The following is a 24,368-nucleotide window of genomic DNA, read 5'->3' on the forward strand; positions in this document are numbered from 1 at the left end:
ATTGTTTCTCCGGCCTATCTGCTGGAAAAAAAGTGCCCATCGTGGTAGCATTCCGGCACTGATTCCGGCGGAGCCAAACGGCTCCGCCGCCACGTTTCCGGGCCGCTGCTTCTGCAGCCACGGGGAACCCCGGCACCACAGGACGCAAGCAACCCGATGACCGATCTCGCGCAGGAAATCATTCCGGTCAACCTCGAAGACGAAATGCGGCGCAGCTACCTGGATTACGCGATGAGCGTGATCGTGGGGCGCGCGCTGCCGGACGTCCGAGATGGCCTGAAGCCGGTGCACCGGCGCGTGCTGCACGCCATGAACGAACTTGGCGCGCACAGCAACAAGCCCTACTACAAGTCGGCGCGTATCGTCGGTGACGTCATCGGCAAGTACCATCCGCACGGCGACCAGTCGGTGTACGACACGCTGGTGCGCATGGCCCAGCCGTTCTCGCTGCGCTACCTGCTGGTCGATGGCCAGGGCAACTTCGGTTCGGTCGACGGCGACTCCGCCGCGGCGATGCGTTACACCGAGGCGCGCATGTCGCGCCTGACCCACGAGCTGATGGCCGACATCGACAAGGAAACCGTCGATTTCACCCCCAACTACGACGAGAAGGAACTGGAACCGTCGGTGATGCCGACGCGCTTCCCCAACCTGCTGGTCAACGGCTCGGCCGGTATTGCGGTTGGCATGGCCACCAACATCCCGCCGCACAACCTGGGCGAAGTGGTCGACGCACTGATCGCGATGATCGACAACCCCGAGATCGACATCGACGGGTTGATGGAATACATCCCCGGCCCCGATTTCCCCACCGCCGGCATCATCAACGGCGTCGGCGGCATCCATCTGGCCTATCGCACCGGCCGTGGCCGCGTGCGCATCCGCGCCAAGGCGGACGTGGAAGTGGCCGACAACGGCCGCGAGTCGATCATCGTCACCGAGATCCCCTACCAGGTGAACAAGGCGCGGCTGATCGAGAAGATCGCCGAGCTGGTGAAGGAAAAGAAGCTCGAGGGCATCAGCGAGCTGCGCGACGAGTCCGACAAGGACGGCATGCGCATCTACATCGAGATCAAGCGCGGCGATTCTGCCGAGGTCGTGCTCAACAACCTCTACCAGCAGACCCAGATGGAGTCGGTGTTCGGCATCAACATGGTGGCGATCGTCGCAGGGCGCCCGCAGCTGCTCAACCTCAGGCAGATCCTCGAGGCCTTCGTCCGCCACCGCCGCGAGGTGGTCACGCGCAGGACGATCTTCGAGCTGCGCAAGGCGCGCAGCCGCGCCCATATCCTCGAAGGCCTGACGGTCGCGCTCGCCAACATCGACGAGATGATCGAGCTGATCAAGACATCGGACAACCCGCAGGTCGCGCGCGAACGCATGCTCGCCCGCGTGTGGCAGCCGGGCCTGGTCGGCGCGCTGCTGGGCGCCGCCGGTGCCGAGGCCTCGCGTCCAGAAGACCTGCCCAAGGGCGTGGGCCTGCTGGCCCATGCCGATGGAAGCGGGGGCTACCAGCTCACCGAGACCCAGGCGCAGCAGATCCTGGAGATGCGCCTGCATCGCCTGACCGGGCTGGAGCAGGAGAAGCTGACCGAGGAATACAAGCTGCTGCTGGGCACCATCCGCGGCCTGATCGAGATCCTGGAGGATCCCGAAGTGCTGCTGGAGGTGATCCGCACCGAACTGCGCAACGTCAAGGAAGAGTTCAACGACGCGCGCCGCAGCGAGATCCGCGCCAGCGAGGAGGACCTCGACATCCTCGACCTGATCGCGCCGGAAGATGTCGTGGTCACGCTCTCGCATTCGGGCTATGCCAAGCGCCAGCCGGTGACCGCCTACCGCGCGCAGAAGCGCGGCGGCCGTGGCCGCAACGCCGCGACGATCAAGGACGAGGATTTCATCGACCAGCTGTGGCTGGTCAACACGCACGACACGTTGCTCACCTTCACCAGCGCCGGCCGTGTGTTCTGGCTGCCGGTGTACCAGCTGCCCGATGCCGGCCCGAACGCACGCGGTCGCCCGATCATCAACTGGATCGCGCTGGAGGAAGGAGAGAAGGTGCAGGCGGTGGTGCCGGTGCGCGAATACGACGGCGGCAGGTTCGTGTTTTTCGCCACCCGCAACGGCACGGTCAAGAAGACCCCGCTCACCGAGTTCGCCTACCGCCTGGCGCGCGGCAAGATCGCGATCAACCTCGACGAGGGCGATGCGCTGGTGAACGCCGCGCTGACCGACGGCAACCGCGACATCATGCTGTTCGCCAGCAACGGCAAGGCGGTGCGTTTTGACGAAGCTGCGGTGCGCGGCATGGGCCGCACCGCCACCGGCGTGCGCGGTATCCGCCTGGCCCAGGGCGAGTCGGTGTGCAGCCTGGTGGTGGTCGAGGGCGACGGCGACATCCTCACCGCCAGCGAACGCGGCTACGGCAAGCGCACGCCGCTGGGCGAATATCCGAAGAAGGGGCGCGGCACCCAGGGCGTGATCGCGCTGCAGACCACGGCGCGCAACGGCAAGCTGGTCGGCGCGATCCAGCTGTCGGACCAGCACGAGGTGCTGCTGATCTCCGATGGCGGCACCCTGGTGCGCACGCGCGCCTCCGAGATCTCGCAGGTCGGCCGCAACACACAGGGCGTGACCCTCATCCGCCTGGGCGAGGGCGAGACCCTGCAGGCGATCGAGCGCGTCGATGCCTCGCTGGAGCAATCGGACGAGACGGTCCCGGCGGCAATCGCCGTGGACGGCGGGGAAGCCCACCCCGAGGCCTGATCGATCCAGGCGGGCGCAAGCCCGTTCCTCCGGGAACGGGTCGGGGCAGCCGGGTCGCGGCGGTTCAGTCGGCCAGGGTGGTCCGCGCCAGTTCGCGCACCAGCCGATCGGGATCCTCGCGCAGCGCCAGTGCGCGGCTGCGCGCGTTGCTCCCGGGCTGCAGATGGCCGGAGGCATGCAAACCCTGCAGGGCATGGAAGCGCACCGTAGATGAAGCGTCGGACAGGCGTTCGAGCATGGCGTCGCGAATCGCATCGTCGCGCAGTGGCGCGGCGGCGCGGGTCGCCTCCAGGCGCACATGCTCCTCGTCATCGCCCATCGCATCCACCAGCGCGTCGCGCGCCGCTTGCGGCAGGGTGGCGCCACCGTCGGCCGCCGCCAGCTCGCCGATCAGCGCAACCGCGGTCGCCCGGATCGCGGAGCGCGAATGCCGCGCCAGCCCGGCGAGAGGCTTGGCCAGTGCGAGGTCTCCCGGTCGAACCTGGCCCTGCAGCCGCGACAGCGCAGCCGTGGCGCGCAGGCCGTTGAGTTCGGCATCGGGCGGCAGCGCGGCCAGGGTGTCGTAGGCGGTCCGGAAGGGAGACGCGTCGCTGGCCACGGGAGATTGGGCCTGCTGCGGGGCGGGGTCGGCGCTGGTCTCGCGCGGGCGCTCATCGCAGGCCGCCACGGCCAGGCTGGCGGCGATCGCCAGCCCCGCTGCGCAGCCGCGCCATGCAGGGCCACGTGGAGCGGGCCGGTCAGGAGACATGGGCCGATTGTGCAGCAGGTCGCATGGGGGCGTCGTCACGCGCGGGAGCGCAGCGGTGCTGCGGGCGTAAGCCATTGAGCGGGCGGACATGGGAACAAGCGCACTCCCGAGCTGCATGGCAGCGCGTCGCGTGAAGCGACGCTGACTATACTGAACGGACAAACGGAGGAGGCGGTATGGGGCGGATGGCGCGTGTCGAAAGGCGTGTAGTGGACAGGGCCGGTCGCGGCCTGTTGCTGATCGGGCTGCTGCTCCTGGCGCTGGCAGGCTGCCAGCGCAACGAATCCGGGCAGTTGCCGGGCGTCAGTGGCGAGGCGATCCAGGCCGAGCGCGAGCAGGTCGAGGGCTTTGCGCTTGTGCGCGCCTGGCCCGACCAGACCGGCGAGGGCCTGTCGATCGCGCTGGAGTTCTCGCAGCCCCTGGTCGGCACGCAGGACTTCGACAAGCTGGTCACCTTCGCCGAACCGGTCGCCGAGCCCAGCAGTTGGACGCTCGACGATGCCGGCACCGTGCTGCGCTACCCGCACGTCAAGGCCGACCAGCACTACACGCTGCGCATTTCCGGCGAGCTGACCGCTGCCGACGGCAGCCGGCTTCCGGCGGCGCTGGAGGAAAAGGTCTACACCGGCGAACTCGATCCGGTGGTTGGCTTCGCCTCGCAGGGCAGCGTGCTGCCGGCGAAGGAGTCGCGCGGCCTGCCGGTGGTGTCGGTCAACGTGACCGAGGTCGACGTCGAGTTCCTGCGCGTGCGCGAAGGCTCGCTGCCGAAGTTCTTCGCCGAATTCCAGCGCGGCGGACGCCGCGGCAGCTGGGAGCTCGACAATCGCTGGAACGACCGCACCCCGATGTCGCAGCTGGCCGAGCCGGTGTACGTCAACCGCTTCGTGCTGGGCGGCGAGCGCAACGAACGCGTGCTGACCTACCTGCCGCTGCAGGACATCGCCGAACTGCAGCAGCCGGGCCTGTATTTCGCGGTGATGAAGCGCGCCGGGTCGTTCCAGGACGAGTTCGAGACCGCGTACTTCACCGTCAGCGACATCGGCCTGCATGCGCGCGCCTACAAGGACAAGCTGTTCGTGCACACCGCCTCGCTGCGGGACGGCGCGGCGGTCGGCAGCGCCGAGCTGCGCGTGCTCGATGCGCGCGGCGAGACGATCTACCGCGCCAGCACCGACGCCAACGGCAACGCCCTGGCCGACTACACCATCGACGCCAGCCATGTGCTGGTCGCCAGCCGCGGCAACGACGTGGCGATGCTGCCGTTCAACCAGCCGGCGCTGGACCTGTCGGAATTCGCGGTGTCCGGGCGCGAGGCAAGCTGGTTCGACGTGTTCGCCTGGTCCGGCCGCGACCTGTATCGCCCGGGTGAAACCGTGCGCGTCTCGGCGCTGCTGCGCGACAACGACGGCCGCCCCGTGGCGGCCAAGGACGGCAAGGCGCAGACGCTGTTCGTCCGGCTCAAGCAGCCCGACGGCAAGCCGTTCTTCGAGACCCGGCTGCAGCCCGGCGCGCTGGGCTACTACAGCTTCGAGAAGGAAGTGCCCACCGACGCGCCCACCGGCCGCTGGCAGGTCGAGTTCCGCACCGACCCGTCCAGCCGCGAGGCGGTGCAGGGCATGACCCTGCGCATCGAGGAGTTCCTGCCCGAGCGCATGAAGCTCGAGCTGGACGCCGCCGAGGCCATCCTCCGGCCCGGCCAGCCGCTGAAGCTGCAGGCCACCGGTGCGTATCTCTACGGCGCGCCGGCCGCGGGCAACCGCTTCACCGCCAGGCTGGCGGTCATGGTCGAGCAGCATCCGCTCGAAGGCATGCCCGGCTGGTTCTTCGGCGATCCCACCGTGCAGCTGCCGAAGGAAGCGAAAGACATCGTCGACGCCACCCTCGACGCGCAGGGCCGGCTGCAGCAGGACATTGCGCTGCCCGAGGAAGCCAAGCCGACCACGCCGATCGCGGCGGTGGTGTCGGGCAGCCTGTACGAGACCGGCGGGCGCAGCGTGAACCGCACGCTGCGTCGCGTGCTGTGGCCGGCGCAGGCGCTGGTCGGCGTGCGTCCGCTGTTCGACGATGCCGAAGGCGCCGACGCCAACAGCAGCCCCGGCTTCGAGCTGTTGCGCGTGGGCAGTGATGGCAAGCCGCGCCCGGCCAAGGGCCTGCAGGTCACCCTGGTGCGCGAGCATCGCGACTACCACTGGCGCCACGACGAAGATGGCGGTTGGGGCTACGAGCACACCAGCCGCTTCGAGAACGTGGAGACGCGCAGCGTCGATGCAGCTGCGACTGCGACGCGCGTGGACTTCCCGGTGGAGTGGGGCGAGTACCGCATCGACGTGCTCGATCCGGAAACCAAGCTGGTCACCCGCTATCCGTTCCGCGCCGGCTGGAGCTGGGGCAACGACAACCGCGGCCTCGACGCGCGCCCGGACAAGGTCAAGCTGGCGTTCGACAAGACGGCTTACCGCGCCGGCGACCGGATGAAGGTGACGGTGACGCCGCCGCATCCGGGCAAGGGCCTGCTGATGGTCGAAAGCGATCGCATGCTCTACGTGCAGGAGATCGATGCAAAGGCGGGCAGCAGCTTCGAGATCCCCGTCACCGAAGACTGGGAGCGCCACGACGTCTACGTCACCGCACTGGTGTTCCGTGGCGGCAGCGCGGCCAGCAAAATCACGCCGGCGCGAGCCGTGGGCGTGGCGCACGTGCCGATGGACCGGCGCGAGCGGCGTGTCGCGGTCGGGCTGAAGGTGCCCGAACGGATCCTCCCCGAAGGACCGGTGCAGGTGGTGCTGAGCGCGCCGCAGCTGGCCGGCAAGGAGGCGTATGCGACGGTGTCGGCGGTCGACGTCGGCATCCTCAACATCACCCGCTACCCGGTGCCGGATGCGCGTGCGCACTTCTTCGCCCAGCGCCGCCTCGGCGTGGATGCCTGGGACGTGTACGGCCGGGTGATCGAGAGTTTCGAGGGTGGCACCGCGCGGATGCGCTTCGGCGGTGACATGCCGCTGGCGGCGATGCCGCAGGCGCGCCGGCCGACTGCGCGGGTGCAGACGGTGGACCTGTTCGCGGGTCCGGTGAAGCTCGACGCCAGCGGCAACGCGCGCATCACCCTGCAGGTGCCGGACTTCAACGGCACCCTGCGCGTGTCGACCCTGGTGTACTCGGCCGACGCCTACGGCAGCCGCGACGTGGAGACCGTTGCGCGCGCGCCGATCGTGGCCGAGGCCAGCATGCCGCGCGTACTGGCGCCGGGCGACCGCGCCACGGTGACCCTGGACCTGACCAACTTCACCGGCAAGGCCGGTCGCTTCGAGGTGCGCGTGGACGGCATCGGCCCGCTCGACGTGGGCGAGGGCACGCGCAGCGCGGAGCTGGCGGTGGACGGCAAGACCACGCTCAGCTTCCCGCTGGCGGCGCGGACCGGTTACGAAGTGGCCAAGGTGCGCGTGCGCGTGGACGGCAATGGCTCGCGCGTCGACCGCCGCTACGACCTGCCGGTGCGTCCTGCATGGCCGGCGGTGCTGCGATCGCGCACACAGGTACTGCAGTCGCCGGCGCCGGTGACGCTGGATGGATCGCTGGCGCAGGGGCTGATGGCGGGCTCGGTACTGGCACAGTTCACGGTCAGCGCGCTGCCGCCGATCCCGTTCGCCAGCGCCATCCGTGGCGCGCTGGACTATCCCTACGGCTGCGCGGAGCAGACCACCAGCAAGGGCTATGCGGCGCTGCAGCTGGACGAGGCCACCGCGAAGATGCTCGGCATCCGCGACGTGGACGCGGCCAAGCGGCGACAGTACGTGGAAGGCGCGTTCGGACGGCTGGCCTCGATGCAGGTCCGTTCGGGGCACTTCTCGATGTGGGGCAGTGATGGCTACGTCAATCCGGCGTTGACCCCGTACATCGTCGAGTTCCTGCTCGACGCGCGCGAGGCCGGCTTCAACGTGCCCGAGCAGGTGCTGCAGAAGGCGCTCGAGCGCCTCGGCGAGGACCTGCTCTCGGGCGGCGAGCAGTTCTACGGCCAGGACCACCGCGACCACCTGCGATTCGCCTACCAGGCGCACGCGGGCTACGTGCTGGCGCGGGTCAACCGCGCGCCGCTGGGCACGCTGCGCGCGATGTACGACAACGATCGCGACAAGTCGCTGACCGCGCTGTCGCTGGCGCACCTGGGCCTGGCGCTGTCGCTGCAGGGCGACAAGGCACGCGGCGAGAAGGCGATCGTGCAGGCGTTCGACAAGCCCGGCGAGCGTCCGCGCTACCTGTGGGATTACGGCAGTGAGCTGCGCGACCGGTCGCTGATGATCGCGCTCACCCACGAGCGCGACATGGTCCGGCCTGCGTGGGATGCGAAGGCGGTCGACATCGGCCGCGAACTCGACGCGCGCCGCTCCGGCGGCCGGCTGTATCTGAGCACGCAGGAGCAGATCGCGCTGGCGCGGCTGGGCCGGGCGCTCTCGTCGTCACAGGGCAAGCAGGTATCGGGCACGCTCACCGAGGGCGGCGTAAGCCAGCCGGTGGCGGCCGCGCGCATCGTCGGGCGCAGCTACGACGCTTCAACCCTGGACAAGGGCGTGCGCTTCGATCCGGTGGGCGAACCGCCGCTGTTCGTGAGCATCGATGTCGCCGGCGTGCCGGTGACCGCGCCCGAGGTGGACGAGAGCCGGGTGCGGATCGCGCGCACGTTGTTCACCACCGATGGCAAGCCATGGACGCCGGCGCCGCTCAAGGAGGGCGAAGCGTTGATCGTGGCGCTGACGCTGACCTCCGACGTGGCGATGCGCGACGCGCTGGTGACCGACCTGCTGCCCGCAGGCCTGGAGATCGAGAACTTCAACCTGGGCGATGCGAAGCAGTGGGCGGACGTGGTGGTCAACGGCATCGAGATCAGCGACCGCGACAGTGCTGCGACCGTACGCCACGAAGAATTCCGCGACGACCGCTACGTGGCCGCGCTGGATCTGCGCCGCGGCGACAGCGCCCGCGTGTTCTACCTGGTGCGCGCAGTCACGCCGGGCATCTATACGGTGCCGCCGCCGCTGGTCGAGGACATGTACCGCCCCGACATCCGCGGCGTGGGCCGCGCGGTGCCCGCAACGATCACGGTGGTACAGCCGTGATCGTGGCGTACGCCTGACCGGGTGGCCGCGTGCACGAGGGGGACGCGCCCGGGGCGGCATCTCTGCCGTCTCGGGGTGCGATATCCCGAGCCGCAGCTACGACTTGCCTGAAGCCTGTCATTCGACTGCAGCCTGAAGCCTGTCATTTCGACCGCAGGGAGAAATCCGGTGTCTGACGCGAGGAAAGCAGATTTCTCCCTGCGGTCGAAATGACAGGCGGGGGCTCAAGTGTCCGTCGCCCAAGCACGCCGGATTCCCGGGGCCGTGACATGCGAACGCAGCGATCCAGTTCGCCGCACCAGGAACGCCACCCCCACGGGCGCTGGCGCCGCGTCCTACCCTGGCTGCGCTGGGGCACCGTTGTGCTGCTGCTTTCGCTGCTGGTGCTGGACCTGGCGTTCCCGCCGAAGCTCCCGCGCGTGCGCGATACCAGCACGCTGGTGGTTGCGGCCGATGGCACTCCGCTGCGTGCCTTCGCCGACGCCGAAGGCGTGTGGCGATATCCGGCCACGCCGGCGACCGTGTCGCCGCTGTACGTGCAGGCGCTGCTGAACTACGAGGACCGCTGGTTCCGCCGGCATCCGGGCGTGAACCCGTTTGCGCTGCTGCGCGCGGCGGCGCAGTGGGGATCCGGTGGGCGCATCGTGTCCGGCGGGTCGACGCTGAGCATGCAGGTGGCGCGCATCCTCGACCGCGATGACGGGCTGTCCACCCGCACGCTGCACGGCAAGCTGGTGCAGATGCTGCGTGCACTGCAGCTCGAGGCGCATCTGGACAAGGACCAGATCCTCTCGCTGTACTTCGAGCGCGCCCCGTTCGGCGGCACCATCGAAGGCGTGGAGGCGGCCAGCTGGGCCTATCTCGGGAAGCCGTCGTCGCGCCTGTCGCATGCCGAGGCCGCGCTGCTGGCGGTGTTGCCGCAGGCGCCGAGTCGACTGCGCCCGGACCGCCATCCCGAAGCGGCGCAGCAGGCACGCGACAAGGTGCTCCAACGGTTGGCGCGCCTCGGCGTGTGGTCGCGCGACGACGTCGACGATGCGCGGATGGAGACGGTGGTCGCGCGCAGCCTGCGCGCGCCGATGTCCGCGGCGCTGCTGGCCCAGCGCCTGCGCGCAGCGCATCCGCAGCAGGCGCGCATCGTTTCCACGCTCGACGCGGACCTGCAGCGCACCCTCGAAGAGCGCGTCGGCGCGTACTTTTCCGACCTGCCCGAACGCACCTCCGCGGCCCTGCTGGTGGTCGACAACGCGACCATGGAGGCGCGCGCCTACGTCGGTTCGCTGGACATGCTTGATCGCACGCGGCTGGGCCATGTCGACATGGTGCGCGCCTGGCGCTCGCCCGGCTCCACGCTCAAGCCGTTCCTGTACGGCATGGCGCTCGACGACGGACTGATCCATTCGGAAAGCCTGCTGGTCGATGCGCCGCAGTCGTTCGGCGGCTATCGACCCGGCAACTTCGACGCGGCATTCAACGGTCCGGTCGGCGCGGCGAGTGCGCTGCGGCTTTCACTGAATGTGCCGGCAGTGGACCTGCTCGACCGCGTCGGGCCGGCGCGCTTCGCCGCGCGCCTGGACAATGCCGGCATCTCGTTGCGGTTCCCGCGCGGCGCAACGCCGAACCTGTCGCTGATCCTCGGCGGCACCGGCGCGCGGCTGGAGGACCTGGTCGGCGCGCATGCGGCGCTGCATCGCGACGGCATCGCCGGCCGCGTGCGCTACACACCCGATGACGACGTGATCAAGCGGCGCCTGCTGTCGCCCGGCGCGGCCTGGATCGTGCGCGAGATCCTGCAGTCCAATCCGCGGCCGGGCGAGCAGGCGGGCATGTTCGATGGCGCGCAGCGTCCGCGCGTGTCGTGGAAGACCGGCACCAGCTACGGGTTCCGTGACGCCTGGGCGATCGGCGGCACCGCTCGCCACACCGTCGGCGTCTGGGTCGGCCGCCCGGACGGCACCCCGCTGCCCGGCCAGTACGGTGCGATCACCGCGCTGCCGCTGCTGTTCGAAGTGGTCGACAGCCTGCCCCGTGCGCGCGGTGAAGGCGCCGCCCCTGCGATGCCGCCGAGCGTGGAGCAACGCGCGATCTGCTGGCCGCTGGGGACTGCGGCCGACGCGCAGGACGAGGCGCTGTGCCAGCGCCGCTTCGATGCCTGGGTGCTCGACGGCGCGATCCCCCCGACCTTCGCCGAACGCGATGCGCGTCTGTGGAGCGCGGGCCTGGAGCGCTTCGACGTCGACGCGGACACGGGGCTGCGCCTGTCGGCCGACTGCGCGCGCCCGCATGCGCGCAAGGCGATGGCGGTGGCGCGCTGGCCTGCACTGGCTTCGCCCTGGCTGCCGTCCGGCGTTCGTCGTGCATCGCGGCCGCCTGCGCTGTCTGCCGACTGCGTCGATGACGGCCGCGACATGGCCGAGCTGCGCATCGAAGGCCTGGCCAACGGCGCTTCGCTCGCGCGACCGCCCGGCAGCAGCCGCGGCATCCGTGTGTCGCTGCGCGCGCTGGGCTCGGATGCCCCGGTGCAGTGGCTGCTCAATGGTCGCTGGATCGCCACCACCCGCGGCGGCAACGCATTCCAGCACAGCTTCGATGACGCAGGCACGCACCGGCTTACCGCGCTGGCGGACACCGGCGCCTGGGCCTCGGTGGAGTTCCGGATACTGGAATAGCGGTGACGCGGTGAGCGATGTCGGTGATGACCACCGCCAGCAGCCTGCGCGTCACCCCGACAGCTGCGCCAACATGTGCTCCGCGCTCGACACCCGGAACTCGCCCGGGGCCTCGATAAACAGGTGCTTCACGATCCCGTCCTCGGCATACAGCGCGAAGCGCTTGCAGCGCAGCCCCATGCCGTAGCCGGTGGCATCCATCTCCAGGCCGAGCGCGCGGGTGAGGTCGGCATTGCCGTCCGAAAGCATGTGCAGCCCCTTGGGGACATCCAGCGACGCGCCCCAGGCCTGCATCACGAACGGGTCGTTGACCGCCATGCAGGCGACGTCGATGCCGCGCTCGCGAAATTGTGCGAAGGCAGCCACAAAGCCAGGCAGGTGCCGCTCCGAACAGGTCGGCGTGAACGCGCCGGGGACTGCGAACAGCACCACCTTGCGGTCCTCGAACAGGGTGGGGGTGTCCACCGCCTGCACGCCGTCGTCGATGTACTTGAGTACCACTTCGGGGATGCGGTCGCCGATCTGGATGGTCATGGAGAACCTGTTCGTGGAGGAGATGCCGCCTATCCTCGCATGGGCTGTGGGCAGGGCTTCAAGGCCGCGCGTCGCTTCCCCGGATCCAGCGTAGCCCCGGGCACGCGCACGCACCGGTAAACTTCCACTGCCCGCACGCGGGCCGTCGTCGTGGAGCGAGCATGCAGTTCAAGGATTACTACAGTGTTCTGGGCGTCGAGCCCAACGCGGGCGAGGCGGAGATCAAGTCCGCCTATCGCCGGCTTGCGCGCAAATATCATCCCGATGTCAGCAAGGAGGCCGGCGCCGAGGACAAGTTCAAGGCCGTCAACGAGGCCTACGAGGCGCTGCGCGATCCCGCCCGGCGCAAGGCCTACGACCAGCTGCGCGCCGGTGGCTACCGTCCCGGCGACGAGGTGCCGCCGGCAGGGTTCGGTGGCGGCGGCCCGGCAGGCTTCGATTACGAGGACGTGTTTTCCGGCGACGGCGCGGGCGGCGGGTTCAGCGACTTCTTTGAAAGCCTGTTCCGTCGCCAGGGCGGCGTTGGCGGGCGCGGTCCGGGACCGGGCGGGCCGGGCATGGGCGTGCGCGATACGCGGGCCCGGCTGGCGGTGTCGCTGGAAAACGTCCATCGCGGCGACAGCGTGCGCATCGGCGTGGATGGCCGCTCTTTCGACGTGCGCGTGCCGCCCGGGGTGCGCCCGGGCCAGGTGATCCGGCTTGCACGGCAGGGCCGCGAGGGCGGCGACCTGCTGCTCGAGATCGAGTACGCGGCGCATCCGCAGTTCGAGGTCGACGGCCGCAACATCATCCACGTCCTGCAGGTGGCGCCGTGGGAAGCGGCACTGGGCGCGAGGGTGAGCGTGCCGACGCTGGGTGGACGTGTCGAACTGAAGATCCCAGCCGGCTCCGAGGTCGGGCGCAAGCTGCGCCTGCGCGGACGCGGCTTGCCCGGATCCGGTGCTGGTGCGGCCGGTGATCAGTTGGTGGAGATCGAGATCCAGGCGCCGGCGCCGCGCGACGACGACCAGCGTGAAGCCTACGAGCGGCTTCGCGACGCGTTCGGCGGGGAATGGCGCCGGAGCTGACCCGGGCTGTCGCGACCGGCGGCGCTCAGGCCGCCGTGTCGCCCGGAGGTGGCGCGTTGCCGTGGCCGATCGTCGAGACGATGGTCTCGGTGAGTTCGGCCTCGCTGAAGGGCTTGGTGAGATAGCCCTGCGCGCCCTGGCGGACGCCCCAGATGCGGTCGGTTTCCTGGTCCTTGGTGGTCACCAGGATCACCGGGATGTGGCCGGTGGCGGCGTCGCGCTTGATCGTGCGCGTGGCCTGGAAGCCGTTGAGGTTGGGCATGACCACGTCCATCAGAATCAGGTCGGGCAGATGGTCCTTCGCCGCGCGCACGCCGGCGGCGCCGTCCTCGGCCGTGATCGCTTCGTGCCCGAGCTTCTCGACGATGCGGCGGATGCCCATCAGCTGCGAGGGCGAGTCGTCGACGATGAGGATGCGCGCCATTCGGATTCCCCTTTTGGACAGGCGATTGTAGCGGTGGGACCGGACCTGCGAACGGGCCGGGCTACGGGAATGTGACCAGGGTCCTGCCGACCGAACCGCCCTGGAGCATGCCAGCGAACACTTCAGGCAGGCCTTCGAGCGTGGTTTCGCGGGTGCAGATCGTGTCCAGGTAGCGCGGCTTCCAGTCCCCTGCGAGCAACTGCCAGACCTCGTCGCGGATCCCGCGCGCGGTGCCCGCCGAGGCGACGCCAAGCAGCGACACGCCGCGGATGATGAAGGGCATCACCGAGGCCGGCAGTTCGGCGCTCGCGGCAAGCCCGGCGCTGGCGACGTTGCCGTAGGGCCGGGTTTGTGCCAGCAGGCTGGCCAGCATCGGCCCGCCGACGCTGTCCAGGCCGCCGCCGAAGCGCACCGATTCCATTGCGCGCGTGGTGGCCAGCGCATCGCGGCCAAGCACCTCGCTGGCGCCGATCGCGCGCAGGTAGTCGGCGTGTTCGGGCTTGCCGCTGATCGCGTGCACGGTGTATCCGGCGCGGCTGAAGATGTCGACGGCCAGCGAGCCGACGCCGCCGGTGGCGCCGGTCACCGCCAGCGGGCCGAGCTCGGGCGACTGGCGGTTGTCGCGCATGCGCAGCAGCGCCAGGGCGGCGGTGAAGCCTGCAGTGCCGAGCACCATGGCGTGGCGCAACGACAGTCCCAGCGGCAGCGGCACGGCCCACTTCGCTTCGATCCGCGCGTACTCCGAATAGCCGCCGTCGCGGGTTTCGCTCAGGCCCGCGCCGGTGACCAGCACCTGGTCGCCTTCGCGGAACTTCGGATCGGTGGATGCGACCACATGGCCTGCCAGGTCGATTCCGCCCACCAGCGGGAAATGGCGCAGGATCTTGCCCTGTCCGGTGCCCGCAAGCGCGTCCTTGTAGTTGACCGAGGAGAACGCCACCTTGACCAGGATCTCGCCGCGCGACAGGTCTTCCAGCGCCACCTGTTCGATGCCGCTGCGATAGCCGGCGTCGTCGCTGTGGATGCGGAAGGCGCTGAAAGTGCGGGGGATGGTCATGTGCTTTCTGTCGTTCCAGCGGGGGCTGGCGGGATTCCGACAGCGCAGGGCGCTGATCGTCGGCATTGTCACAGGATATCCGCAGACAAGTCACGCCAATGCGGATTCGATGATTCGACGAGTTCGATCTTCCAGAGCCGCTTCCATGCCTTCAGTGCCTTCTCGCGCAGGATGGCCGAGTCCATGGTGATGTGCACTTCCCACCACGCGAGGGTGTGGAGACTGTACCTGTTGGTGAAACCATCGACCGCGTCGTTCCGGTGCTGCCAGATGCGAACGGGAAGGTCGGAGGTCACGCCGATGTACAGCGTGCCGCGCGGACGGTTGCAGAGCAGATAAACGCAGGGAATCCGTTCCCGTGACATTGCGGCGTTCCTCGCCGGCGTGATGACGACAGTAGATGCGCGATCACGTGCCCATGCAAGCAGCCGGCCGGATCCGCATATCGTCGATCGACGAAGCGTCGCTCTGCGCGGCCGCGCCCTTCCACGTGGCGCCGTCACGCATTCCAATGGATCCCAGCGTTCGCTGGGATGACGACATTGGGTATTGACCCTGACCGCCGCCTTGGCATGCCCCTGCCGCTATTGATCCTGACCGCCGTGGCATGTCCCTGCCGTCATGCCAGCGAACGCTGGCATCCATTTTGACGTGATGATTTCGGGCGCGCCAGACTGATCCACGGGCGCTCCGATAACGAACACGTCGCCACACGACGCGCTTACCGCATGATCTTGCGGTACTTCTCGTCCAGCTCGAATGGATCCCAGCGTTCGCTGGGATGACGACATTGGTATCGATCCGGACCCGCCGCGGCATGTCCCCGCCGTCATGCCAGCGAACGCTGGCATCTATTTTGACGTGATGCTTCTGGCGCGCCAGAGCGACTTGTGGGCGCCCGGTTGACGAACACGTCGCCACACGACGCGCTTACCGCATCGTCTTGCGGTGCTTCTCGTCCAACCACTTGCTCGCGCTTGCCGGCGAATAGTCCTTCATCCACGCCAGCATCGCGTCGATGTCGTCGCCGTGCCACAGGTCCTCGCGCTGTGCGGGGTGCAGGAAGCGTTCTTCGACCATGCGGTCGACCATGCCGATCAGTGGCCCGTAGAAGCCGTCGACGTCGAGGAAGGCGCAGGGCTTGTTGCCGATGCCGAGCTGGCGCCAGGTCAGCATCTCGAACATCTCGTCGAGCGTGCCGAAGCCGCCGGGCAGGGCGACGAAACCATCGGACAGATCGAACATGCGCATCTTGCGCTCATGCATCGAGCCGACGACTTCCAGCCGGGTCACGCCCTTGTGCGCGACCTCCCAGTTGACCAACTGTTCCGGTATGACGCCGACCACTTCGCCGCCGCCCTGCAGCACCGCGTCGGCGACGATGCCCATCAGGCCGACGTTGCCGCCGCCGTAGACCAGCTGCAGGCCCTCGCGAGCGATGCGGTCGCCCATGGCCATGGCACGTTCGGTGTAGACCGGCTTGCTGCCGGCATTGGAGCCGCAATAGACGCAGATCGAGCGCATGGGTCAGGTTCCGGGGGAGTGGGACGGGAGCGGGGAAGCGGGATCGTCCACTGGACGTCCGCAGTCGACCGAGTCGACCACGCCGCCGCTGTAATGCAGGCTGGAAACGCGTTGGAGTCCCTGCGCATCGATGTCGTTCCAGAAGTCGATCGCGTAGCTGCCGGCAGGTGGATTGCCGTCGGGTCCGGCCGCGGTATGGCCGGACAGCGTGCTGTCGGGCGTGCGTCCCATCAGCGCCAGCGCCTCGCGGTAGTTCATGCCGGGTTGGACCTGCGCGCAGCCGACGTGGACAGAGGTGCCATTGATGGCGGGCGTGGCGGCAGGCGTTGGCGGGTGCATTGGCGTGGAAACGGCGCAGGCGGCAAGGGTGGCGAGCAACAGCGGCGACAGGTGCGGCAGGGACATGCTGCGGCTCTCCAAAAGGCAAAGGCCCGGGCAGTGCCCGGGCCTTCGTGTATCCAGATCCGGCGCTCAGTTGGCCTTGTGGATCGCGCGCTTGTCGACCGCCATCGCAGCGTCGTGGATGGCTTCCGACAGGCTGGGATGGGCGTGGCAGATGCGGGCGAGATCGTCGGCGGAGCCCTTGAACTCCATCGTCAGCACGCCCTCGTGCACCAGTTCCGAGACGTTCGCGCCGACCAGATGCATGCCCAGTACACGATCGGTCTCGGCATGCGCCAGCACCTTCACGAAGCCCACCGGTTCGATCATCGCCACGGCACGCCCGTTTGCGGCGAACGGGAAGCTGCCGGTCTTGTAGGGCACGCCTTCTTCCTTGAGCTGCTGCTCGGTCTTGCCGACCCAGGCCAGCTCGGGCTCGGTGTAGATCACCCAGGGAATGGTGTCGAGGTTGACGTGGCCAGGCAGGCCCGCGATCAGCTCGGCCACCGCGATGCCTTCCTCGAAGCCCTTGTGCGCCAGCATCGGCCCGCGCACGCAGTCGCCCACGGCCCAGACGCCGTCGACGCCGGTGTGGCAGTGCTCGTCGACCTCGATCTGGCCACGCTCGCTCAGCTTCACGCCGCTGCCTTCAGCCAGCAGGCCCTTCGAAGCGGCGCGCCGGCCCACGGCAACCAGCAGCTTGTCGACGGTGATGGTCTGCTCGCCGGCCTTGTCGGCGAAGGTGACCTGGACTTCCTTCTTCTTGCCCTTGCCGGTGACTTCGGCTTTGCTGACCTTGGCGCCGAGCCTGATGTCGAGACCCTGCTTCTTGAACTCGCGCGCGGCGACCTTCGAGACCTCCGCGTCTGCCGCGGCCAGGAAATCGGGCAGCGCTTCGAGGATCACGACATCGGCGCCCAGGCGCTTCCACACGCTGCCCAGCTCCAGGCCGATCACGCCGGCGCCGATGACGGCCATACGCTTGGGCACTTCGGTGAAGTCCAGCCCGCCGACGTTGTCGACGATGGCCTCGCCGTCGAACCTGGCGAACGGCAGCTCGATCGAATCCGAGCCGGCGGCGATGATGACGTTGGTACCGGTGAGCTCGACCTCGGTGTCGTCGTGCTGCTTCACCTTGACCACGCGATCGGCGTGCAGGGTGGCGAAGCCGTAGTAGGGCTTGACCTTGTTGGCCTTGAACAGCTGCGCGATGCCGCCGGTGAACTGCTTCACGATGGCGTCCTTGCGGCCGACCATGGTGCCGACGTCGATCTTCGGATCCTTGGCGCTGATGCCGTGCTGCGCGAACACGTGCTGCAGGTTGTGGAACTGGCGCGAGGAATCCAGCAGCGCCTTGGACGGGATGCAGCCCACGCGCAGGCAGGTGCCGCCCAGCGCGGGCTTGCCGTCCTTGCCCAGGCCGGCGTCGATGCAGGCCACCTTCATGCCCAGCTGCGCGGCGCGGATCGCGGCGTGGTAGCCGGCGGGACCGGCTCCGATGACGACGACGTCGAATTGTTCTGCCATGTCGATTCCTTGCTGATTCCTTCCCCCGCGCGCGGGGGAAGGTGCCCGAAGGGCGGATGGGGGCGGGGCGGCGGACCGGCCCCCACCCCAGCCCTCCCCCGCAGGCGGGGGAAGGGGAGTTTGCTTACAGCCCCAGCACCATCCGGCCCGGGTTCTCGAGCTGGTTCTTGATGTCGACCAAGAACAGCACCGCGTCCTTGCCGTCGATGATGCGGTGGTCATAGCTCAGCGCGATGTACATCATCGGCGCGGCGATGACCTGGCCGTTCTCGACAATCGCGCGTTCCTTGATGGCGTGCATGCCCAGGATCGCCGACTGCGGCGGGTTGACGATCGGCGTGGACAGCAGCGAACCGAAGGTGCCGCCGTTGGTGATGGTGAAAGTGCCGCCCTGCAGGTCCTCGAGCTTGAGCCCGCCCTCGCGCGCGGCCTTGGCGTAGTCGCCGATGCTCTTCTCGACGTCGGCGAAGGACATGCGCTCGACGTTGCGCAGCACCGGCGTGACCAGGCCGCGCTCGGTGGAGATGGCCACCGAGATGTCGGCGTAGCCGTGGTAGATGATGTCGTCGCCATCGGCCGAGGCATTGACCACCGGATAGCGCTGCAGCGCGTTGGCGGCGGCCTTGGCGAAGAAGCTCATGAAGCCGAGCTTGACGCCGGTGTCCTTCAGGAACTGCTCGCCCAGCTCCTTGCGCATTGCCATCACCTTGCCCAGGTTGACCTCGTTGAACGAGGTCAGCATCGCGGTCGACTCCTTCGACTGCATCAGGCGCTCGGCGATGCGCTTGCGGATGCGGGTCATCGGCACGCGCTCTTCGGGCCGCGCGCCGCCGGAAACGCCGGGGGTCTTGCCGGACGCATAGTTGACCAGGTCTTCCTTGGTCACCGCGCCGCGGCGGCCGGTGCCGTCGACCTGGGACGGGTCGATGCCCTTGCTCTCAGCGGTGAAGCGCGCGCCGGGGGGCAGATCGCCGGTCTTGCCGGACGACACCGGCGCGGGATGAGTGGACGCGGGCGCGGCGGCCTCGGCCTTGGCGGCACCCTTGCGCTCCTGCACTTCCTCGTCGCCAGCGGCGGGCCGGCTGCCCTTGCCGGCGTCGGCGGCGGGCGCGGCGCCTTCCTCGATGATCGCCAGCAGCTGCTGGCTGGTCACCGTGTCGCCTTCCTTGAACTTGATCTCCTTCAGCACGCCATCGACCGGCGAGGGCACCTCGAGCACGACCTTGTCGGTCTCCAGGTCGACGAGGTTCTCGTCGCGGCTGACGGCGTCGCCGGCCTTCTTGTGCCAGCCGGCGATGGTGGCGTCGGACACGGATTCGGGAAGGACTGGAACTTTGACTTCGGTGGCCATGGGATGGCGTCCTTGATGCGTTGGATGCGGGGCGGTGTTATTCGGCGACGATCTGGTCGCCGGGCGTATTGACCAGTGCGTCGGCGACCAGGCGCAGCTGTTCCTCGACGTGGTCGGCGAAGTGCCCGACCGCCGGCGACGGCGAGCGGCTGCGGCCGGCGTAGCTCAGCGCCTGGCCCTTGGCCATGCAGGCCTGCACGTGGTGCTTGATCTGGTACCAGGCGCCCTGGTTCTGCGGCTCTTCCTGGCACCAGACCACCTCGGTGGCCTTGCCGTACTTCTGCAGTTCGGCCACCAGCTGTTCGCGCGGGAACGGGTACAGCTGCTCGATGCGGAGCAGGGCCACGTCGTCCTGGCCGCGCTTGCGGGCGTCTTCGAGCAGGTCGTAGTAGACCTTGCCCGAGCACAGCACCACGCGCTTCACCTTCTTCGCATCGGCAGAGGCGTCCGGGATCAGGTGCTGGAAGTGGCCCTCGGCCAGTTCCTCCAGGGTCGACACCGCCGCCTTGTGGCGCAGCAGCGACTTGGGGCTCATCACGATCAGCGGCTTGCGCGTGGCCATCTTCATCTGCCGACGCAGCATGTGGAAGCACTGCGCGGGCGTGGTCGGCACGCAGACCAGCATGTTGTCCAGCGCGCACAGCTGCAGGAAACGCTCCAGGCGCGCCGAGCTGTGTTCGGGACCCTGGCCCTCGTAGCCATGCGGCAGCAGCAGGGTCAGGCCCGAGATGCGGCCCCACTTGGCTTCGCCCGAGGCGATGAACTGGTCGATCACCACCTGCGCGCCGTTGGCGAAGTCGCCAAACTGGCCTTCCCAGATGTCGAGCGTGTTCGGGTCGGTGGTCGAGAAGCCGTACTCGAACGCCATCACCGCTTCCTCGCTCAGCAGCGAGTCGATGACGGTGGCCTGCTCCGGCCGGTCGACCAGCTGCCGCAGCGGCATGTAGTAGCTGTCGGTCTTCTGGTCGTGGAGGATGGCGTGGCGATGGAAGAAGGTGCCGCGACCGGCATCCTGCCCCACCAGGCGCAGGCCATAGCCCTCGGCCAGCAGGGTGGCGTAGGCCAGGTTCTCGGCGAAGCCCCAGTCAGCGGGGACCTCGCCGATGCTCATCCTGCGCCGGTCCTCGTAGATCTTGGCCACGCGCGAATGCAGCTCGAGGCCGTCGGGGATGGCATTGATGGCCTGGGCGAGGTGGTCCAGCGTGGCCTTCCTGACGCGGGTGTCGACCTCGTCGGCCAGCGTGCCCGACAGGTACTGCGACCAGTCGATGGTCAGCTCGTAGTCCTCGGGCTTGGAGCCGGCCAGCTCGGTGGTGACCTCGCCGGCGTCGAGCCTGTCGCGCAGTGCGTCGACCAGTGCCTTGCCGGCGTCGGCGGCGATCACGCCGGCCTTCTCCAGCTGCGCGGCATAGAGCTCGCGCGTGGTCGGGTGCTTGCGAATGGCCCGGTACATCATCGGCTGGGTCGCGGCCGGCTCGTCGGCCTCGTTGTGGCCGTGGCGGCGGTAGCAGACCAGGTCGATGACCACGTCCTTCTTGAACTGCTGGCGGAACTCGTAGGCCAGCCTGGCCACGAACACCACCGCTTCGGGATCGTCGCCGTTCACGTGGAAGATCGGCGCGCCGACCATCTTGGCCACGTCGGTGCAGTACAACGTGGAGCGCGCGTCTTCCTTGTTGCTGGTGGTGAAGCCGACCTGGTTGTTGACCACCACGTGCAGGGTGCCGCCGACCGCGAAGCCGCGCGCCTGCGACATCTGCAACAGCTCCATCACCACGCCCTGGCCGGCGAACGCGGCGTCGCCGTGGATCAGTACCGGCAATACCTGCGTGCGTTCCTCGTCGAGGCGGCGCTCCTGGCGCGAGCGCACGCTGCCGGCGACCACCGGGTTGACGATCTCCAGGTGCGAGGGGTTGAAGGCCAGCGCCAGGTGCACCGGCGCGCCGGGCGTGGCGATGTCGGCGGAGAAGCCCATGTGGTACTTCACGTCGCCGGCGTGGGCCAGTTCGTTGAGCTCGAACTTGCCCTCGAACTCGTCGAACAGCTTGCGCGGACTCTTGCCCAGGGTGTTGACCAGGACGTTGAGGCGGCCGCGGTGGGCCATGCCGATCACGATGTCCTTGACCTTCTCCGTGCCGGCCTGGCGGATCACGGTGTCCAGCAGCGGGATCAGCGAATCGCCGCCTTCCAGCGAGAAGCGCTTCTGGCCGACGTACTTGGTGTGCAGGTAGCGCTCCAGCCCCTCGGCCGCGGTCAGGCGCTCGAGCACGCGCTTGCGCGTCTCGGTGCTGAGGTTGTAGTCGCCGCCGGCTGATTCCAGGCGCTGGTACAGCCACTGGCGCTGCTGCACCTCGGGGATGTGCATGAACTCGGCGCCGATCGGGCCGGTGTAGGTGGCCTTGAGGCGGGCCAGCAGGTCGCGCAGCTTCATGCGCGGCTGGCCGGCGACGCCGCCGGTGCTGAACTCGCCGTCCAGGTCGCCTTCGGACAGGCTGTGGAAGTCCAGGCCCAGGTCCGGCGGGTTCATCGGCGGCGCCAGCGCCAGCGGGTCGAGCTTCGCGCCGAGATGGCCGCGCGAGCGATAGGCGGTGATCAGGCGGCCGACATTGCGCTCGCGCTCGTCACTGGCGCCGCTGCCGCCGCTGACGATGCCGCGCGCGGCAAGGCGTCCGGCCTGGGCGACTGCGGCGATGACCGGCGAATGCGGGACATCGCCCGCTTCCCGCCCCTGGAAGCCGTCGAACCAGGCCTTCCACTTGGGTCCGACGCTGTCGGGAGAGACGAGGTACTCCTCGTAGAGGTCCTCGATGTAGGCGGCATTGGCGCCGAGCTGGGAGGACTGCGCAAACTGCTTGAGAAGACTGTCCACGTCGGGCGTCTGGGGCTCTAGTTGGGGAGGCAAATGGCTGATCCGGAAAGCTTTTTCGGCTTCCGGACACGGCTGGATATGGAGCGCGCCATTATAGCCATTGCCCTTGTCGCGTTGCATCATGCTTTGGGTGGAGTGAGATCCGCGTTCGGGTCGCGGACAGGGGGCCTGTGCACTGCCTGCGCCGTGATGGATGTAAATCGTCGCGAACCATGCCGTGTTCGGCCGAAACGCGGTGTGCCCGATCAGAACCATCTCGGTGCTTCGGTTTTTTCTGCGGGAGCGGCTTCAGATTCCCAGTGCACGCAGCTCGCTGCAGGGCCGCGCACGCTCCCAGGCTTCGTCGAAGCCGCCCGTGAGCTGTCGGGTACGCGCACGGGCGTCATGCTCCGTTTCACCATCGAAACGATGGCCCAGCGGACGGAAGTAGTAGCAGCCGGTGTCGCTGGCGATCAGCGCCGAGGGCCAGCTGCGGTCCACCGGGTCCTCCACCTCGCGCAGGGCGATCACGCTGGGCAGGCGCTGCGCCAGCGCGATCAGCGGAGCGTGCGCGCGCTGTGCGGACAGCGCGTCCTGCAGCAACACGCGCAGCTGCGGCCCGTTTCCGGCGACCGCGAACTGGCGCAGCGCCTCGAGCACGCGCGGATGGTCGTACAGGCCCGGGTCGAGCGCGCGGCTGTAGATCCACAGGCGCTGGCGCGCGCCCTGGACGACGGCGAGGGTCGTGGCCACCGCGCCCGCACGGTCCTCGACCGCTACGGCACGATCCAGCCGGCGCTGCATCGCCACGTGGCCGATGCCGGCCTCCACGAAACGCTCGCCCACCGGTGAGAAGCCGTGGCGACGGTAGAAGTCGATCGCGCCTTCCTGCGCGTGCAGGGTCACGCGATCGAGCCCGTCCTCGCGCGCGATCCGCAGCAGCGCGTGCAGCAGGGCGCTGCCGACGCCATGCGCGCGCCAATCGCGCAGGACCGCCATCCGCCCGATCCTGCCTTCGGGGCTCAGCCTTGCCGTGCCGATCGCCATCCCGCTGCCGTCGCGCGCAAGCACATGGCGGCAGCGCGGGTCGAGATCGTCGATCTCGAGTTCGGGCGGCACGCCCTGTTCCTGGATGAAGACGGCCTCGCGCACGGCGCGCAGCTGCGCCAGCGCCGCATCGTGGTCGACAACGAGGACCTGGAACGGGCCCGACACGCTCACCCGGCGTCGTCCTCCGTCAGCCACTGGTAGCAGCCGATGCGCAGCAGTTCGTGCACCGCGTCGCGGCCGGCTGCGGACAGCGAGGCGTAGAGTCCGCCATCGATCTGCTCACTGCCCGCGATGCGCTGTGCGTCGCGGACCGGCATCGCCAGGTCCTGGCCGGACACGTACAGCCGGCCGCCATCGGCGGCGCGCCGCCAGGCCATGCGCGCATAGGGGTGGCGCTGCAGGACGCCGCCATCGTGGTCGAGCGACCACTCGATCTCGATGCGCGAACGCGCCTCGGCGTGCGGCGCGGCGACCTCCGCACTGCGGTACTGGGTGATGAAGCGGCCGAACCAGTCGCCGAGCAGGTCGGGATCGCGGAAGCGCAGCGCGTTCAGGGCCTCGACCACCCGTCCCATCGCCTCGGCGTCGATCTCCCAGGGATCCTTCGCCGGCGCCAGGTCGGCATCGCCGTAGCGCAGCGCATCGTCGGCCGCGGCGGCGAGGGTGTCGATGTAGTCGCCCATCAGTTCGGCCGCCGACGGCGCGCGCATGCCCACCGAAAGGGTCAGGCAGGGATCCTCGGCCACGCCGTGGTGCGGCACGCCCGGCGGCAGGTAGAGCATGTCGCCCGGCCCCAGCACCCAGTCGTGGGTCGGGGAGAACTCGCGCAGCAGCTTGAGCTCGACGTCGTCGCGGAAGCCCAGCGGCGGGTTCTCGCCGGCATCGATCTGCCAGCGGCGGTGTCCCTTGGCCTGCAGCAGGAACACGTCGTACTGGTCGATGTGCGCGCCGACCGAGCCGCCGGTGGCGGCGAAGCTGACCATGATGTCGTCGATGCGCCAGCGCGGGATGAAGCTGAAATGTTCCAGCAGCTCGGCCACGTCGGCATCCCACTTGTCGACGTCCTGGACCAGCAGGGTCCAGTCGCGCTCGCCCAGGGTCGGGAACAGCTCTTCCGGGAACGGGCCGGTCTGTACCTGCCAGGCGTCCTTGGCGCGGTCGTGGCGGATCAGGCGCGACAGCGCCATTTCCTCGCAGGCCAGGCCGGCGAGGTCTTCGGGTTCGATCGGCGAGACGAAGTCGGGGAATGCGCCGCGGATCAGCAGCGGACGCTTCTGCCAGTAGTCGCGCAGGAAGCGCGCCGGCGACATG

The 24,368-nt window shown here is 68.8% G+C and carries 16 protein-coding genes; 4 read left to right on the forward strand and 12 right to left on the reverse strand.

The annotated features are described in order from the left end of the window. Positions 1-156: 156 nt before the first annotated feature. A complete protein-coding gene (gene gyrA / locus ACW5EG_RS06145; RefSeq protein ID WP_457021075.1) occupies positions 157-2,766 on the forward strand; it encodes a DNA gyrase subunit A in 2,610 nt (869 codons plus the stop codon). 64 nt (positions 2,767-2,830) lie between these two features. Here the strand turns inward: gyrA and ACW5EG_RS06150 are convergent, their stop codons facing one another. Continuing rightward, the gene (locus ACW5EG_RS06150; RefSeq protein WP_457021076.1) at positions 2,831-3,514 is read right to left on the reverse strand and encodes a HEAT repeat domain-containing protein; all 684 of its coding nucleotides are present in this window, start codon (positions 3,512-3,514) and stop codon (positions 2,831-2,833) included. Between the two features lie 185 nt (positions 3,515-3,699). Here ACW5EG_RS06150 and ACW5EG_RS06155 point away from each other — a divergent pair, with 185 nt between their 5' ends. Then, positions 3,700-8,625: an alpha-2-macroglobulin family protein gene (locus ACW5EG_RS06155; protein ID WP_457021077.1), complete on the forward strand. Its 4,926-nt coding sequence runs from the start codon at positions 3,700-3,702 to the stop codon at positions 8,623-8,625. 269 nt (positions 8,626-8,894) lie between these two features. Further along, the gene (gene pbpC, locus ACW5EG_RS06160) at positions 8,895-11,294 is read left to right on the forward strand and encodes a penicillin-binding protein 1C (protein WP_457021078.1); all 2,400 of its coding nucleotides are present in this window, start codon (positions 8,895-8,897) and stop codon (positions 11,292-11,294) included. Positions 11,295-11,345: 51 nt separating this feature from the next. Here pbpC and ACW5EG_RS06165 read toward each other — a convergent pair whose 3' ends face one another. Further along, positions 11,346-11,828, reverse strand: coding sequence for a redoxin family protein (locus ACW5EG_RS06165; protein ID WP_457021079.1), 483 nt, complete (start codon positions 11,826-11,828; stop codon positions 11,346-11,348). Positions 11,829-11,989: 161 nt separating this feature from the next. Between ACW5EG_RS06165 and ACW5EG_RS06170 the strand changes: the two genes are divergently transcribed. After that, on the forward strand, positions 11,990-12,895 hold the full coding sequence (locus ACW5EG_RS06170) for a DnaJ C-terminal domain-containing protein (protein ID WP_457021080.1): 906 nt from the start codon (positions 11,990-11,992) through the stop codon (positions 12,893-12,895). 25 nt (positions 12,896-12,920) lie between these two features. Here the strand turns inward: ACW5EG_RS06170 and pilH are convergent, their stop codons facing one another. The 10 genes from pilH to ACW5EG_RS06220 all read right to left on the reverse strand — a co-directional run bounded on the left by pilH (position 12,921) and on the right by ACW5EG_RS06220 (position 24,367). Further along, on the reverse strand, positions 12,921-13,319 hold the full coding sequence (gene pilH / locus ACW5EG_RS06175) for a twitching motility response regulator PilH (RefSeq protein WP_457017871.1): 399 nt from the start codon (positions 13,317-13,319) through the stop codon (positions 12,921-12,923). A gap of 61 nt (positions 13,320-13,380) precedes the next feature. Further along, a complete protein-coding gene (locus ACW5EG_RS06180; RefSeq protein ID WP_457021081.1) occupies positions 13,381-14,376 on the reverse strand; it encodes a YhdH/YhfP family quinone oxidoreductase in 996 nt (331 codons plus the stop codon). Positions 14,377-14,444: 68 nt separating this feature from the next. After that, positions 14,445-14,741 (reverse strand): GIY-YIG nuclease family protein, encoded by a 297-nt coding sequence (locus tag ACW5EG_RS06185; protein ID WP_457021082.1) that lies wholly within the window; start codon positions 14,739-14,741, stop codon positions 14,445-14,447. A 565-nt stretch (positions 14,742-15,306) separates the two neighbouring features. Beyond that, positions 15,307-15,900 carry an LOG family protein gene (locus tag ACW5EG_RS06190; protein ID WP_457021083.1) on the reverse strand — a complete coding sequence of 198 codons (594 nt, stop codon included), beginning with the start codon at positions 15,898-15,900 and terminating at the stop codon, positions 15,307-15,309. A 3-nt stretch (positions 15,901-15,903) separates the two neighbouring features. Then, positions 15,904-16,305, reverse strand: a complete 402-nt coding sequence (locus ACW5EG_RS06195) for a hypothetical protein (RefSeq protein ID WP_457017874.1) — start codon at positions 16,303-16,305, stop codon at positions 15,904-15,906. 66 nt (positions 16,306-16,371) lie between these two features. Further along, positions 16,372-17,808 carry a dihydrolipoyl dehydrogenase gene (lpdA, locus tag ACW5EG_RS06200; RefSeq protein ID WP_457021084.1) on the reverse strand — a complete coding sequence of 479 codons (1,437 nt, stop codon included), beginning with the start codon at positions 17,806-17,808 and terminating at the stop codon, positions 16,372-16,374. A gap of 124 nt (positions 17,809-17,932) precedes the next feature. Continuing rightward, positions 17,933-19,159 (reverse strand): dihydrolipoyllysine-residue succinyltransferase, encoded by a 1,227-nt coding sequence (gene sucB, locus ACW5EG_RS06205; protein ID WP_457017876.1) that lies wholly within the window; start codon positions 19,157-19,159, stop codon positions 17,933-17,935. Positions 19,160-19,196: 37 nt separating this feature from the next. Beyond that, positions 19,197-22,028 carry a 2-oxoglutarate dehydrogenase E1 component gene (locus ACW5EG_RS06210; RefSeq protein WP_457021085.1) on the reverse strand — a complete coding sequence of 944 codons (2,832 nt, stop codon included), beginning with the start codon at positions 22,026-22,028 and terminating at the stop codon, positions 19,197-19,199. A 288-nt stretch (positions 22,029-22,316) separates the two neighbouring features. Next, a complete protein-coding gene (locus ACW5EG_RS06215) occupies positions 22,317-23,228 on the reverse strand; it encodes a GNAT family N-acetyltransferase (protein ID WP_457021086.1) in 912 nt (303 codons plus the stop codon). Then, a complete protein-coding gene (locus ACW5EG_RS06220; RefSeq protein WP_457021412.1) occupies positions 23,225-24,367 on the reverse strand; it encodes a JmjC domain-containing protein in 1,143 nt (380 codons plus the stop codon). Before ACW5EG_RS06220 ends, ACW5EG_RS06215 begins: the two co-directional genes overlap by 4 nt. Position 24,368: the final 1 nt, after the last annotated feature.

Source organism: Luteimonas sp. A611, from assembly GCF_054072715.1.